This is a genomic window from Ruegeria sp. CDSA193 (assembly GCF_059611885.1).
Map to the genome: position 1 here is coordinate 117,705 of NZ_JBXWPN010000002.1, position 16,398 is coordinate 134,102.

Annotated in this window: 16 protein-coding genes; 10 read left to right on the forward strand and 6 right to left on the reverse strand. The window is 55.1% G+C overall.

Annotated features, from left to right (window positions below; translation table 11 throughout):
• Window positions 1–4 precede the first annotated feature (4 nt).
• Entirely contained in the window at window positions 5–313 is a 309-nt protein-coding gene (locus AC2FLG_RS03590) for a cytochrome o ubiquinol oxidase subunit IV (RefSeq protein WP_496676890.1), read from the forward strand.
• A 16-nt stretch (window positions 314–329) separates the two neighbouring features.
• Here AC2FLG_RS03590 and AC2FLG_RS03595 read toward each other — a convergent pair whose 3' ends face one another.
• Both AC2FLG_RS03595 and AC2FLG_RS03600 read right to left on the reverse strand, forming a co-directional pair.
• On the reverse strand, window positions 330–692 hold the full coding sequence (locus tag AC2FLG_RS03595; RefSeq protein WP_496698343.1) for a fluoride efflux transporter FluC: 363 nt from the start codon (window positions 690–692) through the stop codon (window positions 330–332).
• On the reverse strand, window positions 689–1,186 hold the full coding sequence (locus AC2FLG_RS03600; protein ID WP_496702680.1) for a fluoride efflux transporter FluC: 498 nt from the start codon (window positions 1,184–1,186) through the stop codon (window positions 689–691). Before AC2FLG_RS03600 ends, AC2FLG_RS03595 begins: the two co-directional genes overlap by 4 nt.
• An 87-nt stretch (window positions 1,187–1,273) precedes the next feature.
• Between AC2FLG_RS03600 and AC2FLG_RS03605 the strand changes: the two genes are divergently transcribed.
• The 3 genes from AC2FLG_RS03605 (at window position 1,274) to AC2FLG_RS03615 (ending at window position 5,389) form a co-directional block, all read left to right on the forward strand.
• Window positions 1,274–2,854: an FMN-binding glutamate synthase family protein gene (locus AC2FLG_RS03605; protein WP_496702146.1), complete on the forward strand. Its 1,581-nt coding sequence runs from the start codon at window positions 1,274–1,276 to the stop codon at window positions 2,852–2,854.
• A 61-nt stretch (window positions 2,855–2,915) separates the two neighbouring features.
• Window positions 2,916–3,455, forward strand: a complete 540-nt coding sequence (locus AC2FLG_RS03610; protein WP_496702421.1) for an RNA polymerase sigma factor — start codon at window positions 2,916–2,918, stop codon at window positions 3,453–3,455.
• A complete protein-coding gene (locus AC2FLG_RS03615) occupies window positions 3,452–5,389 on the forward strand; it encodes a vWA domain-containing protein (RefSeq protein WP_496705039.1) in 1,938 nt (645 codons plus the stop codon). Before AC2FLG_RS03610 ends, AC2FLG_RS03615 begins: the two co-directional genes overlap by 4 nt.
• A gap of 19 nt (window positions 5,390–5,408) precedes the next feature.
• Here AC2FLG_RS03615 and AC2FLG_RS03620 read toward each other — a convergent pair whose 3' ends face one another.
• From AC2FLG_RS03620 to AC2FLG_RS03635, 4 genes are read right to left on the reverse strand one after another with little or no spacing between them, the layout of a single operon-like run.
• Window positions 5,409–6,041, reverse strand: coding sequence for an ABC-type transport auxiliary lipoprotein family protein (locus AC2FLG_RS03620; RefSeq protein ID WP_246097221.1), 633 nt, complete (start codon window positions 6,039–6,041; stop codon window positions 5,409–5,411).
• Window positions 6,042–6,055: 14 nt separating this feature from the next.
• Window positions 6,056–7,372, reverse strand: coding sequence for an MlaD family protein (locus AC2FLG_RS03625; RefSeq protein ID WP_271949005.1), 1,317 nt, complete (start codon window positions 7,370–7,372; stop codon window positions 6,056–6,058).
• 5 nt (window positions 7,373–7,377) lie between these two features.
• Window positions 7,378–8,193 (reverse strand): ABC transporter ATP-binding protein, encoded by an 816-nt coding sequence (locus AC2FLG_RS03630; RefSeq protein ID WP_271949003.1) that lies wholly within the window; start codon window positions 8,191–8,193, stop codon window positions 7,378–7,380.
• 1 nt (window position 8,194) lies between these two features.
• Window positions 8,195–9,319, reverse strand: a complete 1,125-nt coding sequence (locus AC2FLG_RS03635; RefSeq protein ID WP_496691555.1) for an MlaE family lipid ABC transporter permease subunit — start codon at window positions 9,317–9,319, stop codon at window positions 8,195–8,197.
• A gap of 191 nt (window positions 9,320–9,510) precedes the next feature.
• Between AC2FLG_RS03635 and AC2FLG_RS03640 the strand changes: the two genes are divergently transcribed.
• The 6 genes from AC2FLG_RS03640 to AC2FLG_RS03665 all read left to right on the forward strand — a co-directional run bounded on the left by AC2FLG_RS03640 (window position 9,511) and on the right by AC2FLG_RS03665 (window position 16,197).
• On the forward strand, window positions 9,511–9,915 hold the full coding sequence (locus AC2FLG_RS03640) for an SxtJ family membrane protein (protein WP_496689252.1): 405 nt from the start codon (window positions 9,511–9,513) through the stop codon (window positions 9,913–9,915).
• Between the two features lie 16 nt (window positions 9,916–9,931).
• Window positions 9,932–10,081 (forward strand): DUF5989 family protein, encoded by a 150-nt coding sequence (locus tag AC2FLG_RS03645; RefSeq protein WP_142636421.1) that lies wholly within the window; start codon window positions 9,932–9,934, stop codon window positions 10,079–10,081.
• Between the two features lie 4 nt (window positions 10,082–10,085).
• A complete protein-coding gene (locus AC2FLG_RS03650) occupies window positions 10,086–11,921 on the forward strand; it encodes a carbamoyltransferase family protein (protein WP_142636420.1) in 1,836 nt (611 codons plus the stop codon).
• A 72-nt stretch (window positions 11,922–11,993) separates the two neighbouring features.
• On the forward strand, window positions 11,994–13,526 hold the full coding sequence (locus AC2FLG_RS03655) for a sulfatase-like hydrolase/transferase (protein ID WP_496705040.1): 1,533 nt from the start codon (window positions 11,994–11,996) through the stop codon (window positions 13,524–13,526).
• 104 nt (window positions 13,527–13,630) lie between these two features.
• A complete protein-coding gene (locus tag AC2FLG_RS03660; protein ID WP_496705044.1) occupies window positions 13,631–15,496 on the forward strand; it encodes a PAS-domain containing protein in 1,866 nt (621 codons plus the stop codon).
• A complete protein-coding gene (locus AC2FLG_RS03665) occupies window positions 15,496–16,197 on the forward strand; it encodes a response regulator transcription factor (protein ID WP_142636417.1) in 702 nt (233 codons plus the stop codon). The genes AC2FLG_RS03660 and AC2FLG_RS03665 overlap by 1 nt, the downstream gene beginning before the upstream one ends.
• Window positions 16,198–16,398: the final 201 nt, after the last annotated feature.

The following is a 16,398-nucleotide window of genomic DNA, read 5'->3' on the forward strand; positions in this document are numbered from 1 at the left end:
CGAAATGCACCGACGTGAACGCCGCCGATATGTGATTGGCTATGGCGGATCGCTGCTGCTGACACTGGCGGTCTTTACCATTGCATATACGTTCGGGATCGAGACCAAGGGCGTTTATTTGTCGATCGGTTTGTTGGGGCTGGCGCAGTTGATTGTTCAACTGGTGTATTTCCTGCATATCGACCGTCGACGCAGCAGCCGCGAGGACCTGGACCTGGTCCTGTTTTCCACGATGGTTCTATTGATCATCATTGTTGGGACGGTCTGGATAATGGGGAATCTGGCGGTGCGGATGCATACCTATCCGATGTAGGTCCGGCTGCACCGGATCAGCGCATCGCCATCAGCCCAAGCCACAGCGCGCCCCAACACAGCAAAAGGCTCAGCGCGATATTCCCCGCCGCCGTAGCGATTGTGCGTTCGCGCCGCAGTTCCAGTGACTGGTAGGCAAAGCTGGAGAAAGTTGTGAAGCCGCCACAAAAGCCGAACACCAGGCGCTGTTCCTCCTGGCTGACGCCCGTCGGTCCGCCCAGATACCCGACCCAAAGCCCAAGCAACAGACTGCCAAAGACGTTCACGATCAGCGTTGCAACGGGCAGGTCATGGCGAATTCGAATGGCGATCCAGTGCCGCAGAACCGCGCCCAGACCGCCGCCTAAACCAAACATTGCATGCAGATAGAGATCGCTCACTCTGACGACCTCCGCGGGGAAAAGCGACGCCCGGCGGTTTCACCCAAAATCGCCGCAAAAAGACCCGCCACAATTTCCAAACCCGCTGCGGTTAGGGCAAGCCCGAAACTGACCTCTGCCAGACGTTCCAATTCCGCAACAAATGAGGAAAACGTAGATAACCCGCCACAAAACCCAACCGCGCCCAGATGCAGGACGTGCGCATGTACCCGGTGTCGGATGGCGTATAACCAGCCAAGCACAAAGCATGCGGCTATATTGATTCCAAAGGTCTCGGTCAGGATCGGCAGGCCCGAGATCCCGAGCGACAACGCTTCTCTGACCAGTGACCCAGTCGCGCCACCCGTGAAAACGGCGCAGAACATGAGAGCCGTGGCCAATGCTGTTTGCGATTTTTTCACAGCCAATGATCCTGCCCGCGTTGCCCTGCCATCCGGGATACCGATTGGCGCGGCCGGGATCAACTGCGCATGGCGGATCACAAGTTTCACCATTTACGTGATTTCGGGCGTAAAGGCTTGCGTGCAATCGCGAATTTGTACCACGGTGACTCAGCTAACAGCCACAGTGGGAGAGCACGAATGATTATACGCAGACTCTATTACGTGTTGAGCCTCGTGTGCCTGCCACTGACAATCGTGGCCGGGTTTTTCTGGCCCCCGGCCCATTGGCTGCTGCTTTTCCTGATCCCATACGCGGTGGTCGGGCTATATGATATCCTGACCACAAGGCATAACGTGCTGAACAACTATCCGGTTCTGGGGCATTTCCGGTACATGCTGGAATTCGTCAGCCCAGAGATACGGCAATATTTTGTTGAAACCAACGAAAACGGCCGTCCCTATAATCGCATCATTCGCAGCCTGGTTTATTCCCGTGCCAAAGGGCAGGTTGATACCCAGGCATTTGGAACCCAATACGACATCCAAACCGTTGGATACCACAGGGCCAATCACTCGCTCGCGCCCAAACAGGTGCCGGAAAGCGAAGAACGGGTGATGCTGGGCGGGCCGCAATGTTCCCAACCCTATAGTGCCTCGCGCCTGAACGTTTCAGCGATGAGCTTTGGGGCCCTCAGCGCCAATGCAATCCGAGCATTGAATGGTGGGGCAAAGGATGGAGGTTTTGCGCATAATACGGGTGAGGGTGGTCTGTCGCCGCACCATCTGGCCGAAGGTGGCGATATCATCTGGCAGATTGGCACTGGGTATTTCGGATGCCGCGCACCGGATGGCGGGTTCGACAAAGACAAATTCACCGAAAGAGCCAGGAACGAGGTCGTCAAGGCGATTGAAATCAAGCTGTCGCAAGGGGCCAAGCCCTCGCACGGGGGGGTGTTGCCTGCGGCCAAGGTGGATGAAGAGATTGCGCAGATACGCGGTGTTCCCCTGCATCAGGACGTGATCTCTCCGCCAATTCATTCCGCATTTGACGGACCTACCGGCTTGATGAATTTCGTTCAGAATCTGCGCGAGATGTCGGGTGGCAAACCTATTGGGTTTAAGTTGTGCATTGGTCGTCCGTCCGAGTTCTTAGCGATATGCAAAGCCATGCTGGAAACAGGCATCCTGCCTGATTTCATCACCATTGATGGTGCCGAAGGCGGCACGGGCGCGGCCCCTGTAGAATTCACCAACCGGTTGGGCATGCCTTTGAACGAGGCGTTGATTTTCGTGAATAACTGTCTACGCGGTGTGGGTTTGCGCGATAAGATTCGCATAATTTGCTCGGGCAAAGTCGCCACAGGCTATGACATCATCGAGAAATGCGCGCTTGGGGCCGATATGTGTAATGCGGCAAGGGCAATGATGTTTGCAGTGGGATGCATTCAGGCGCTTCACTGCAACACAAACCGATGCCCTTCCGGCGTGGCCACACAGGATCCGGTACGAGGCCGCGCTGTGAATGTTCCGCAAAAAAGACAACGGGTACATCGCTATCACGACGCGACATTAGAGAGCTTTCGCGAGTTGCTGGGCGCCATGGGCAAGGAAAAGGTCTCCGAACTTCACCCTTCGGACATCCTTCGGCGTACTGCAGATGAAAGAGATCGCTCTTATGCTGAACTCTATTTGCATCTTGAAGAAGGCGCTTTGCTGAAGGCTCCGCTTCCGGATGAATATGCAGAGGACTGGAATCGCGCATCGGCGGATCATTTCTGATTTTTTTGTGTGCATTGCCAAGGATTGATGTTTTTGGTTCGTCTTACCCATTGTGATGCGCATGAAAACATCGGATGAGAATCTGGCAAAGGCCGCTGCTGCAGGGGACGCTGATGCGTTTGCCACGCTATTGGCACGCCACTACGACACGGTCTTTCGGTTGGCTTTTCGACTGACAGGACGCGCGGATCAGGCCGAAGATCTGACGCAGGATATATGCGCCGCCTTGCCGTCAAAGATCGTAGGTTTTCGTGCCGAAGCCCGGTTTACGACATGGTTGTACCGTGTTGTTGTCAATGCAGCCGAGGATGCACGCCGTCGCGCGACCCGTTACACGCGGGCGGCCCACGGCTGGGGGTATGTGGAACAGATGCGCCGGGCCGAGGTGCAGGAAACGGCCGAGGCTGTCGATTGGTTGCAACGGGCCATGCGGTCCTTGCCGCAGGACTTGCAAGACACTCTGGCCCTGACCCTCGAGGATGAGATGACCCATGCAGAAGCTGCAGAGGTGCTGGGTGTTTCCGAAGGGACAGTGTCCTGGAGGATGTCAGATATCCGCAAACGGCTGCGAGCCTTGCGGCAAGAGGAACTGGCACAATGACCGATGAACTGGACAAGCTGAAGATGCTGATGGACGCCGCCACGCCGACCCCGGATGCGTCGCGACGGATTGAAAATCTGAGCCAGGCGCAAAAAAAATTCGATAATATCCAAGGATCGACCTCTGCGCGACGTCCCACTGTCAAGCGCGGCCTCATAGCCCGCCTGACAGAAGGAGCGAAAGCCATGTTGAATGCCCTCTCTTATCGCGGTGTCCTGACCGCTACCACCGCAGTTGCTGCTGTGGCTCTGATTGTGATCTTGCCGCAGACGCGCGACGAGGTTGTTGCGCCACTGCCCTGGTCCGAGGACCGCGCCGACGCACGGCAGGAGTCTGACCTATTGGTGGCGGATATGCCCGAGGCCAATCTCGAAGAACCAGTTGTTGAGGCGCCTGTTGTGATTGAAGAAACAATCGAACCTTCCGCCAAGAGGCAGGGGGCCGTTGCGCAGCTGGGGGCTGCGGACCTTTTACAGCGCGCGCCGGCATCGGCGGTCGGGAAATTTGACCTTCAACATGAGACTGTTCCCGCGCCGGAACAGAATACCGAAACTTTCGCCAACGCGGACAGCAACTCGCTGAAGATCACGACGGACGAACCGGTTTCGACTTTTTCGATTGATGTAGATACCGCCTCTTACGCCATTGTTCGGTCGTCTTTGATGAATGGCCATCTGCCGCCCAAGGATGCGGTGCGGGTTGAAGAGATGGTGAACTATTTCCCCTATTCCTACCCGGCGCCTGATGGGGCGGAACCGTTCCGTTCTACGATCACCGTGACACCGACGCCTTGGAATGAGGGGACGCAGCTTGTTCATGTCGGCATCCAAGGGGTCATGCCCCAGATCGAAGACCGTCCTCCATTGAACCTGGTTTTCCTGATCGACACATCGGGCTCAATGCAGGATGCTAACAAATTGCCGCTGCTGAAACAGTCTTTCAGGTTGATGCTGTCTGAACTCAGTCCGGAAGATCAGGTTTCGATCGTCACCTATGCGGGAAGTGCCGGGCAGGTTTTGCCACCGACCGCGGCAGCCGAAAAGACGACCATTCTCTCAGCCCTCGACAGGCTCGAAGCCGGTGGCTCGACAGCGGGGCAGGCCGGGTTGCAGCAAGCCTATCAAGTGGCAGAAGGTATGGCTGCGGACGGTGAGGTGACCCGCGTAATTCTGGCCACCGATGGCGATTTCAATGTGGGTCTGTCAGACCCTGATGCCCTGAAGGATTTTATCGCCCGCAAGCGCGACAGTGGTACATTCCTAAGCGTTCTGGGTTTTGGCCGAGGCAATCTGGACGATGCCACCATGCAGGCTCTGGCCCAGAACGGAAACGGGCAGGCGGCATATATCGATACGCTGGTTGAGGCGCAAAAAGTATTGGTCGATCAACTTACCGGGGCGCTTTTTCCCATCGCCAACGACGTCAAAATCCAGGTCGAGTTCAACCCGTTACAGATCGCTGAATACCGTCTGATCGGTTATGAAACCCGATCCCTGCAGCGCGAGGACTTTTCAAATGACAAAGTGGATGCTGGTGATATTGGAGCAGGTCACACTGTAACGGCGATCTACGAGGTCACGCCAGTTGGTTCCGATGCGATCAGAAACGGCCCGTTGCGGTATGCTGAACAATCCATATCGGATGATTCAGCGGAAATTGGTTTCTTCAAAATGCGTTACAAGCTTCCTGGTGAAGATCAAAGCAATCTGATGGAGCAGCCTATTTTACCCGGACAAGGGACAGTCACGGATGACATCCGCTTTTCCTATGCGATTGCAGGATTTGGTCAGTTGCTCCGGGGCGGAGAATATCTTGGCGGCTGGTCCTATGCGGATGCCATTGATCTGGCCACGCTGTCCCGAGGTGAGGATTCTTTCGGATATCGGGCTGAAGCTGTCACCTTGATGCGTCTGGCCCAGACGCTGGCTGAGTAAGGCCCGGGCTTGGGAGTAACTAGAATGACCTAGGGTTGTTGGCTGTATGGGTACTAATTCTACGAATGCTCCATTCGACAGCATCCCGCATAGTTTTACCCAGAGCAACGTCAAAGGCAGTAACCAGATCTTCGGTCTGGTTACTTTTGGCAATTACGTTCTCTTGGAACGAATTCGATGCGATGATTTTGTCGTCGAACTCGTCCACGATCTTGATATTCATGCGAACTTCGACGCGTACGGTCGAGCTTTCACCATCCTGGTTAACGACAATGCCCTGAAACTCGCGTAGATCGGGAACAATCACATAATCCGGACGAAGCCCCACGGTCGAACGACCCACGGCGGATACCCGTCCGCTGTTTTCATAGCTTTCGACCAAAAGAGCCTGGACGATCAGCGGCGCGCGATCCACCCATCTGGCACGCGGCAGATATTGAACCTGCAAAGGTGTCGGCTGAACTGCAATTTGATCGGTATTTACCGCGGCAGTCGCGGTTGGCTCTTGGACCACGATCTGTTTCTGGATGCGCGGCAGCGAAGAAGAAAACGTGCTTTTGGGTGTCAGCAGATAGAGATCATTGGGTTCTGAGGCCTGCCGCAGCGTTTCCAGTCCGGTACACGCCCCCAAAGACGCCAAAACTGCGGTCATTATCAAATGCCTGATCATTGACGATACTCCGAGGCTTGGGTCCCAAGAAGGAAACGGGCGGGGTCGCGTTCAACTTTGTCCACCAGACGATCGAGGCTGATCACCAGTCGTTGGGATTCTTCTATGAAACGCGTGAATTGTGGCAGGCCAACCCGCATGAAATCGGACAGTTGACGGCGATTGTCCTGAACGATGCCGTCGATCGTTCCCAAAAGTTCCGAGGCCGATTTGGACGCGCTGAGGATATCGGCTGAAATATCATCAAGCCTGTCTGTCACTTTCGTCACCGTGGACGCCACTTGGTTGGCGGCATTGCGGACATCATCCATGACGACGCCGATATCTTTGTTGATCACCTCATTGGCCGAGTCAAATGCGCGTTCAGCTGAGGTCAAAGTGCCCTTTGCTGTTTCCATCGCACCAGTGACGGAGCCAAGCGTTTTGTTTGCGTTCACGAAAGTCTCGGAAACCGTGGCCAGCGCGACGCGCCCATCTTCGGTCAGGACCGTAAGGTGGTCTGCCAGGGTCGAGGCCCGTTCGATGAAGGGCTGCAGATCCTGCTGCATGATGCGATCTGCTGCGTCAAAAGTATCTTTTGCGCTGTCTAGGGCCGATACAGCCGTGTCGGATGCGGTTTTCAGGCTATTTAATGTATTTGTTCCGGCTTCCAGCGTTGTTTCTGCGGTGTCTGCCAATTTTTCGAGGCGTTTTGAGAAGGCTGAAATTTCTTTAGCTGCGCCACCCAAATCTGAGGACAAGTTTTCGAAATCTGCAAGGGTTTTGTCCAACCTTCCGGTGGCCGAAGATACGTTCTCCAGAATCTGAGATACCTGCTGGCGGTTCTTGTCATCCACCACCTTGTCGATATCCTCGATCAGCGTAATCGCCTTTTCCAACAGTTTAGGGGCACCTTCGAACAAGGACTGGATGGTGCTGCGTTTGCTTTTGATAAGGCTGTCCTGCTCTAGTCGTTTGGCCGATGCCGAACCTCCGGTCAGTTCCACATAGCTGACCCCGGTGACCCCAAGCGATTGTAACTGGGCGACGGTATCCTCGGTCACCGGGATACTTGCGTCTACTTCAATGCGGACGCGCACTTTGGATGGGTGCTCGTCATCCAAGTTAAGGGAGATTACCTGCCCGACTGGCAGTCCGTTGTAACTGACGCCACCTGCCGCAGACAGGCCGGAAACATTGTCGAACAGTACATTGTAATAGGCGTATTGCCGGGAAACCTCGAATTTGGCCAGCCATAGAAAAAAGCCAAACGCACCCAGTATTCCAGCCAGGGTGAATGCACCGATCAGGATATAATTTGCTCGGGTTTCCATGGGTGTTACCTGTCCTGACCCTTTTTTTGTGCTGCGCGCGCCCGGGGGCCGGTGAAATATTCTTGGACCCAAGGATGATCGACTTTGGTCATCTCTTCAATCGGACCATCAACCAGAACACGTTTTTCTGCAAGAACTGCGATCCTGTTGCAAATCGCATAAAGGCTATCCAGATCGTGCGTGACCATAAACACAGTCAGACCCAGCGCTTGCTGGAGCTCGCCAATCAGGTCGTCATAAGCAGCGGCGCCGATGGGATCCAAACCGGCCGTTGGTTCATCAAGAAATACGATCTCAGGGTCCAGCGCCAGCGCGCGCGCCAAAGCGGCACGTTTGCGCATCCCGCCCGACAGTTCGGACGGGAATTTGCCACAGCTCAGCTGCGGCAGTCCGACCAAGCTGATTTTCAAACCGCCAAGCGCCGACATAAGGCTTTCACTAATTCCTGTATGCTCGCGCAGGGGGGCTACGACATTCTGCAACACGGTGAGCGACGAGAAAAGCGCGCCGTCCTGAAAGGCGACGCCCCAGCGGCGTTCGATGCGCCGCCTCTCTTGTTCGGGGCCGTTCAGGACGTCGACGCCCAGAACTTCGATGCTTCCCGCAGCCGGCTTGTTCAGGCCGACGATGGTGCGGAGCAAGACGGATTTGCCCGTGCCCGAGCCGCCGACAATGCCCAGTACTTCGCCCCGCCAGACATCCAAATTCAGATCCTGGTGCACGATCTGCGGTCCGAACCGGTTGGTCAGATTGCGGACCCGTATCACCGCCTCGCGCTGGGTGTCGCCAATCGGCATCTGTTCGCGGGTTACACCGTCCATTTCAGACCCCCAGTACCGAGAAAAAGATCGAGAACATGGCATCCAGCGCGATCACCAAGAAGATCGCCTGGACCACGGACGCGGTGGTTCTTTGCCCAACACTTTGTGCCGATCCTTTAACCTGTAAGGCCTGCCAACAGGCGATGATACCGATGACCAGCGCAAAGAAAGGTGCCTTGATCATACCGATGGCAAATTGCCAGATGCCGGTGTTTTCCTTGAGGCGAGTCACGAACATTCCGGGGCTGACTCCAAGGTCGATCCAGCTCATAAGTCCGCCGCCAATCAAGGCGGCGATATCGGCGATGAACCCTAGGATTGGCAGCATGATCAGCAACGCTACAACGCGTGGAATGACCAGAACCTCGATCGGATCCAGGCCCAGCGTCCGCATGGCATCTATTTCTTCTTGCACCTTCATCGAGCCGATGGAAGCTGTAAAGGCAGATCCCGAGCGACCCGCAACAATGATTGCCGTCAACAAAATGCCCAGCTCACGCAGCACAGAGATCGAGATCAATTCGACCACGAATATCTCGGCCCCGAACTGTTTGAGCTGCGTGGCCCCCTGAAATGCTAGTACAACACCGATCAGAAAACCCATAAGGGCAACGATCGGAATCGCTTTCAAACCGGTTTCTTCCATCTGCGATACCAGCGCAGCCCGCCGCAGACGCCGCGGCATCAAGATTGTGCGGACCAACCGATGTAGCGTCAGGCCCAGAAACTCAAGCAACGACAAGCTGTCTTTCCAGCCACCAACTGTACGCTCGCCGACACGTGCCACCCAATCCAGAAAATCTGGCTTTCCGGGATCAGGGGCGGATTCGTCCGGCATGTTGCGGGAAACCGTTTCGATCAGCGCGGAATGCGCGGCGGTTGCACCGTGCAGCTCGACCTGCCCGCCGCTGGACTTCACCTTGCGGACAAGGCTGGCAATCAGCCAAGCCCCGCCAGTGTCGAGTGCCTTAACGCCTGTCAAATCAACTATGACCGTTCCGCCGTTGGGATGGAAATTTGCGAATTCACGCTCAACCATATCCAGCGATTGGGTGTGAAGATCACCCGATATCTGCAGGTGAACCTGATCCGTATCCAGGTCAGTTGTGAATGTAGGCGGGGTCATGGGGGTATCTGATGTGAATCTGCATGGTGCTGCAACGGGTTTTTGTCACGCTTCAAGTATTTAGCCATCAGGCGATGCAAGATGGCATTCATCGCAAGAATGATGGTGTGAGCTTGCAAAAGGCTTGTTTCGGCAACCAGTAGTGTTATTCTTTGCGCAGGTTTTTTGTTTGGTTATTTTGGTTGTGTTCAATGTCTGATCATCACGCGAAGGTAGAAGTCGAAATCGGGTCCGAACGGGGCTTTGGTTACGTCTTCACCGCTGTCTTCTTAATTATCGCTCTTTGGCCCTTGTGGGGCGGAGGGTCGGTGCGCCTGATCCCAATGGTTATCGCTGGGGTTATTCTGGCTTTGACAGTTTTTGCACCCGCTACTCTGAAGGTGCCGAACCGGCTTTGGTTCAAACTCGGCATGCTTTTGGGTGCGATTGTGGCCCCAATCGTTATGTTTTTGGTGTTTATCACTACGTTTGTCCCGTTTGGGCTGGTTACGCGCCTGTTGGGAAAAGACCTGCTGTCACAGAAACTGGACAGTTCATCAGATAGCTACTGGATTGTTCGTGAAGAGCAACCCGGCAGCATGAAACAGCAATTTTAACAAGGGAGTACCAGGCGTGACATTCGTATCCGAGCTCTGGTCATTTATGAAAGTCAGAAAGAAATTCTGGCTGTTGCCCATTCTGATCGTTTTGGGTGTGTTTGGTGGATTGATCGTGTTGAGCCAAGGCTCGGCGATTGCACCTTTCGTCTACACGTTGTTCTGATCACATGGCATACATTTTAGGTATTTCGGCGCTGTATCACGACAGCGCAGCGGCGTTGCTTTGCGACGGCAAGATCGTTGCGGCCGCGCAGGAAGAGCGTTTTACACGGCGCAAACACGACCCCGGATTTCCGGTAGAAGCCATCAATTACGTGCTGGCCGAATCGGGGGTTGCGCTTGAAGACGTCGACAATGTGGTTTTCTACGACAAACCGTTTCTAAAATTCGAACGGTTGATCGAGACTTACATTGCGGTGGCGCCACGCGGGTTCAATTCCTTCCGCATGGCAATGCCGGTCTGGCTGCGAGAGAAGCTGTTTCTCAAGGATCTGCTTGCAAAGCAGCTTCGCAAAATCGACCCGGAATTCGATCTCGAAAAACTGCTGTTCGCCGAGCACCACATCAGTCACGCGGCCAGTGCGTTCTATCCTTCGCCCTTCGAAGACGCGGTCGTGCTGACTGTCGATGGAGTCGGAGAATGGGCAACCACCACCGTGGGTATTGGTCGCGGCAATGAGCTGACCATGGTGAAAGAGTTGCATTTCCCGCATTCGCTGGGTCTGCTGTATTCTGCATTCACCTATTACACCGGGTTCAAGGTGAATTCTGGTGAATACAAGGTCATGGGCTTGGCGCCCTATGGCGACCCCAAATACAAGGATCTGATCCTTGAGCATCTTGTCGACCTGAAAGAGGACGGTTCGTTCCGCCTGAACCAGAAGTATTTCAATTATACAGCTGGTCTGACCATGACGAGCAAAGCGATGGAAGAGCTGTTCGACCAACCGGTTCGAAAAGCCGAAACCGACCAGCTGACGCAGTTCCACATGGATATTGCCGCCTCGGTTCAGGCCGTGACCGAAGAGATCATGCTGCGGATCACTCGGGACCTGGCGAAAGAGCATGGTATACGCAACCTCTGCATGGCCGGAGGCGTTGCTCTGAACTGTGTCGCGAATGGCAAAATCCTTCGCGATGGCGCCTTCGACAATGTTTGGGTGCAGCCTGCAGCGGGTGATGCGGGCGGGGCGCTGGGTGCTGCCTATGCGGCCTGGCATCAAGAGCTAGCGCAGCCGCGGCAAGTGACCTCGGGTGATCAGATGCTGGGGGCCTATCTTGGTCCGCGTTATGAAGATGACGACATAGCGCAAGAACTGGCGGCGGCCGGTGCGAAGTTTTCCACCTATGAAAATGGTGAGTTGATTGACCAGACGGCGCAGGCGCTGGCTGACGGTAAGGCCGTTGGTTGGTTCCAGGGGCGGATGGAATTCGGGCCGCGCGCGTTGGGTGCCCGCTCCATTCTGGGCGATCCACGGTCAGCTTCGATGCAGAAAACGCTGAACCTGAAGGTCAAGTATCGCGAAAGCTTCCGCCCATTTGCTCCATCTGTTCTGCGCGAAGACGTAGCCGATTGGTTCGAACTGGATGGCGACAGCCCTTACATGTTGATTGTGGCGGATGTGCAGGAAAAAATCCGGCGCAAGATGACCGAGGAAGAAGACGCTCTGTTCGGGATTGAAAAGCTGAACGTCAAACGATCTGACATCCCTGCTGTGACCCATGTTGATTATTCTGCCCGTATCCAGACAGTCCACCAAGAGACCAACCCAGCCTATCACGCGCTGATTTCAAAGTTCAAAGAACTGACCGGATGCTCTTTGGTGGTGAACACTTCATTCAACGTGCGCGGCGAACCGATTGTGTGCACGCCCACCGATGCGTTCCGCTGTTTCATGGGAACGGATATCGAGGTCCTGTCCATCGGGAACTGCCTGTTGCGTAAGGAAGATCAGGATCCCGCACTTAGGGAGAATTACGAGACAAAATACGAGCTGGACTAATCTGTTGCGCAAGCGGCGGAACCGCGACACAGTCTGCCCCTGAGACCTATTTGGTGGAATCGGGGGCAGGGAATGCGGCAGCGCGGAAATGTCTTGTTTGTCGTGATTGACCAGCTTCGGGCAGATTGTCTGACCGGCGCGCTGGCCGAGCATGTCAATTTGCCTAATTTGCGCGCTTTTATGGACGAGGCCGTCACGTTTCAGCGCCATTTCTCGGTTACTAACCCTTGTGGCCCGTCGCGTGCGTCCATCCTGACCGGGCAATATGCGATGAATCATAGATCGGTTCGCAATGGAACGCCTTTGCGGCACGACACGCCAAACATCGCAACCGAGATGCGTAAGGCGGGATATCTGCCCTTGCTCTACGGGTATACCGACACCTCGGCTGACCCACGGGTTTACGATGCCAATGACCCGATCCTGAAATCTTACGAACGTCCCATGGAGGGGTTTGAAGAGGTCGTGGAAATGCGGCTTGAAGAATCTTATCCTTGGCGCGCCGACTTGCTGAAAAAAGGTTACAGGTTCGACACATACTGGGATCTGCACAAACCTGTTTCAACCTCAGGTGAGCCGTCCAAATTGAACGACCCGGCGGTGTACCGCGCCGAAGACAGCGACACCGCCTTTTTGACCAACGCTTTTCTGGACAGTATCGCGGCCTTCGGCGACCAAAGCTGGTTTGCGCATCTGACCTATATCCGGCCTCATCCTCCTTTGGTCGCACCCGCTCCCTATAACGATATGTACGATCCCGTCGCGTTGCCGGGGCCAGTTGGTCATGTCAGCCCAGAAGATGAACAGGCAATACACCCGTTTTTTGGGCCAACGATGGCGCGGTATTCGGCTTCGGATTTCGTTTTGGGTTTTGATGAGGTGCAACCCTCCACGGCCAATATTCAGGCGCTGCGCTCTGTTTATCTGGGCCTTGCAACAGAGGTCGATTATCATATCGGCCGCGTTGTCCAGTTTCTCAAGGACAGCAATCAATATGATGAGACATTGATCGTAATCACAGCTGACCACGGTGAAATGCTGGGTGATCGACATAGCTGGGGTAAGATGACCGTCTATGACGCAGCTTATCACACGCCTTTGCTGATCCGGATGCCAGGCAATCAGGCGCAGGCCGGAGCCGTGGTGACGACACCGACCGAGTCGATTGACATCACGCCAACCATTTTGGATTGGGTGGGCCAGAGTATCCCGAATTCTATGGATGGGCGGTCTTTGATGCCGTTTCTGCAGGGGCAGGGACCCAAGGATTGGCGAAGCTTTTCTTTCAGCGAGCTTGACTTTGCCGAGCCGGATAATCCAACCCTTTGGCAACAGGAATTGGGAACGGGTAGTAGCGATTCATGCCTGTCCATCTTGCGTGACGAACGGTTTACGCTGGTCGAGTTTGCGGCAAACCTGCCACCGCTTTTGTTTGACCACCTGCGTCGCGGCGAAATGGAAAACGTGGCGAGCAACCCGGAATACGCAACAGACCTGGCCAGGTTGGGGCGCGAGATGCTGCGGCACCGTATGCGAAATATGGACCATACGCTTTCCCTGCATTCCATCACCAAAGAGGGGCCAAAATCCAAGCTCAGGCATTAGCCGGGAATGTTGCCCTGTCTCTGCTACACCTGCGATCAATCTGATGTTACGCATAGCTTCAGAGAGGGGGCAGATTGAACATCACAGATAACCAGATAAAGGCAATGACGACAGCTGGGCTGAATCTGATCGGTCAGGCGTTGTCGATCTACGACAGTCAGTTGCGGCTGGTGCTTTGCAACCGGCCTTTTCAGGTGATGTTCGACCTTCCGGATGATCTGGTCCGGCCGGGTGCGTTGTTCCGCGACACAATACATTTTTTGGCGAGCATCGGCGAGTATGGCCATGATGAGGATGTCGAGGACATCGTCGCACATAGGGTCAGTCAAGCCCTCACTTTTGAACCGCACTATATTGAGCGCGTCAGGGCGAATGGGCAGGTGATCTCGGTCGAGGGTGCACCGCTGCCCAACGGCGGATGGGTAACGGTCTATACCGACATCACGGATACCAAACAGGCCGAAGCGCTATTGCGGGCGCGTTCCGAAGAATTGTCGGACGAATTGTTGACCCGGGCCGAGGAAATGGCGGCGACCAACCGAAAGCTAGCGTCGACCATTTCGGCTTTGGAAGAGGCAAAACGTCAGTTAACCGAAATCGAAGCCCGCACCCGGATGACAACCGAAATGATGCCAGCGCATATTGCGCATCTGGATGCCGATGGGCGGTACGATTATTCCAATCGCAAGCTCAGTTCGGTTTTGCCCGGCCGACCCTCTGAGATTCTTGGGATGCATATTTCTGACGCTTTGGGACCGGCCGCATTTGCGCGGATCGAACAGAACCTGAACCGTGCCTACGACGGGGAAGCCACGGTATTTGAATTCACAGAGGGTCAGGATTCACGTCGAATCCGTGTTTCGTTCACGCCCGACAGCGAAGGCGGTGTCTATGTGATGTCAGTCGACATCACTGAAGAAACGCAAGCCCGTGTGGCCCTGCAACAAACACGCCGCCGGGAAATGGCGGCGCAAATGACAAGCGGTCTTGCGCATGATTTCTCAAACTTGCTGACAATTATACTGGGGATGCAGGCCAAGCTTGATAAAATGGACCTGCCGGAAGGCGCACAAAAGCTGGTGGCCGCCACGCGCCAGACTGCTAAACGCGGCGGGCAGTTGCTGAACCGCATAGCAGGCATGACCGGCAATCGAACACCGCATCCCAAAGCCACGGATATGCGTGCTCTGCTCGAGGATTTGCGTATTCTCGCCACGCCGTCACTGCCGCGTGGCATGGGGCTTTCGGTCGTGAATACATTGCCGGATGTGGCACTTATGTTGGATCAGGGGATGATGCAGGACGCAATCCTGAATCTGGTGCTGAATGCGCGAGATGCCTGCGGAGAAACAGGTCAGATCACGATCAGCGCGCATACGATTGGTGGAACCTGGGTCGAGATTTCCGTCTCGGACACAGGGCCGGGCTTTTCGGAAGAAGCGCTTGGCAAGGCACTCAATCCTTTCTTCACCACAAAGGGTGACAAGGGATCGGGTTTGGGTTTGCCCATGGTTTACGATACGGTCAAACTGACCGGTGGAAATCTGAGCCTGCGCAATACACCAAGCGGCGCCATGGTGGTTCTTCGGTTACCATACCGCGCCGCGCCGCCTGCGCTGGAAGGGCTGGTTCTGTTGGTTGAAGACAGCAGCCAACTTCGTCGGAATTTCCGTGATATGCTTGTGGAGATGGGGTTCACCGTGATTGAGGCGACCTCAACCGATGAGGCGCTTTCATTGGTGAACCAGATCGAAGACATCGCATTGATATTGTCCGACATTCGGCTGGAAGGAGCAGAGACAGGGCTTGACCTTTTGCAGAAAGTGAACCCTTCCTTGCCGTGTATTCTAATGACATCGCTGCCTTATTCCGACCCGCTGCATCGTCAGGCACTGGCTTTGGCACCAGTTCTGCGCAAACCGTTCACACAAGCGCAGCTTACTGCCTTAATCCGAAATGAGGCCGCATGATGAACCAACCGCTGGTAACCATCTTAGATGATGAGCCTGAGATACGTCGTATCCTGACCGACACACTGGAAGAGGCGGGGTTCCGCACTCAAAGTTTTTCCCGTGCTCGTGAATTTGAAGCATCGTTGAAAAGAGTGGTGCCCGATGTGTGTCTGGTCGACCTGTCTTTGCCGGACACAGACGGCTTGGCACTTGTTCATCGCCTGGCTTTGGAACAAGGTGCCGCAGTCATCATTATTTCGGGGCGGGCACAGGTACAGGATCGTGTCACCGGATTGGAGCTTGGCGCGGATGACTACATCACCAAACCCTTTGATCCAGCCGAAGTGGTCGCTCGTATCCGGGCGCGGCTTCGATCATCGCGGGCACCAGCGCCTCAGTCAGAGATCGCAGAATTCAACGGCTGGACCGCGTATTTCGACCGCTATGTTCTTGAAGATGGTTCCGGATCAGAAACGCCGTTCAGCCACGCCGAGGCCGAGGTGTTACGTCTGTTTCTAGATAGTCCTAAACGATTGATCAGCCGGTCGCAGATGCAAGAAGCGCTCGGGGGAGGCGCGGGCGACAGCTTTGACCGGGCCATGGACGTGCGAATATCCCGATTGCGAACAAAACTGGGCGAGGACCCCAAGAACCCGCGATTGATTAAAACCATCTATGGGGCAGGGTACATCTTTTTGGGCGACGTCGCCTGGCGATGATGATGACGAAGCTGGGTGCACCTAGCATTCGGTGTGAAACGGGCTCATAAGCTGTCGGAACGTAGGGGCGCTAAAGTAGATATTACGGTCGCCACCCCGTTATTGTCGGTCGCGTGTTGATAATCTGTCGGCAGGCACTGGATTCTCGGCACAGTCAGGCATAACTAACACAACCGCGCGGTTCTTTGGCTAAGGCTAACT

What these genes read in the sequence shown, in the direction of transcription:
- AC2FLG_RS03655 (WP_496705040.1), top strand. Translation starts at nt 11,994, where the DNA reads ATGCGGCAGCGCGGAAATGTCTTGTTTGTCGTGATTGACCAGCTTCGG.
- AC2FLG_RS03660 (WP_496705044.1), top strand. Translation starts at nt 13,631, where the DNA reads ATGACGACAGCTGGGCTGAATCTGATCGGTCAGGCGTTGTCGATCTAC.
- AC2FLG_RS03590 (WP_496676890.1), top strand. Translation starts at nt 5, where the DNA reads ATGCACCGACGTGAACGCCGCCGATATGTGATTGGCTATGGCGGATCG.
- AC2FLG_RS03600 (WP_496702680.1), bottom strand. Translation starts at nt 1,186, where the DNA reads ATGGTGAAACTTGTGATCCGCCATGCGCAGTTGATCCCGGCCGCGCCA.
- AC2FLG_RS03630 (WP_271949003.1), bottom strand. Translation starts at nt 8,193, where the DNA reads ATGGACGGTGTAACCCGCGAACAGATGCCGATTGGCGACACCCAGCGC.
- AC2FLG_RS03640 (WP_496689252.1), top strand. Translation starts at nt 9,511, where the DNA reads ATGTCTGATCATCACGCGAAGGTAGAAGTCGAAATCGGGTCCGAACGG.
- AC2FLG_RS03620 (WP_246097221.1), bottom strand. Translation starts at nt 6,041, where the DNA reads ATGACCGCAGTTTTGGCGTCTTTGGGGGCGTGTACCGGACTGGAAACG.
- AC2FLG_RS03625 (WP_271949005.1), bottom strand. Translation starts at nt 7,372, where the DNA reads ATGGAAACCCGAGCAAATTATATCCTGATCGGTGCATTCACCCTGGCT.
- AC2FLG_RS03610 (WP_496702421.1), top strand. Translation starts at nt 2,916, where the DNA reads ATGAAAACATCGGATGAGAATCTGGCAAAGGCCGCTGCTGCAGGGGAC.
- AC2FLG_RS03650 (WP_142636420.1), top strand. Translation starts at nt 10,086, where the DNA reads ATGGCATACATTTTAGGTATTTCGGCGCTGTATCACGACAGCGCAGCG.
- AC2FLG_RS03665 (WP_142636417.1), top strand. Translation starts at nt 15,496, where the DNA reads ATGAACCAACCGCTGGTAACCATCTTAGATGATGAGCCTGAGATACGT.
- AC2FLG_RS03635 (WP_496691555.1), bottom strand. Translation starts at nt 9,319, where the DNA reads ATGACCCCGCCTACATTCACAACTGACCTGGATACGGATCAGGTTCAC.
- AC2FLG_RS03615 (WP_496705039.1), top strand. Translation starts at nt 3,452, where the DNA reads ATGACCGATGAACTGGACAAGCTGAAGATGCTGATGGACGCCGCCACG.
- AC2FLG_RS03605 (WP_496702146.1), top strand. Translation starts at nt 1,274, where the DNA reads ATGATTATACGCAGACTCTATTACGTGTTGAGCCTCGTGTGCCTGCCA.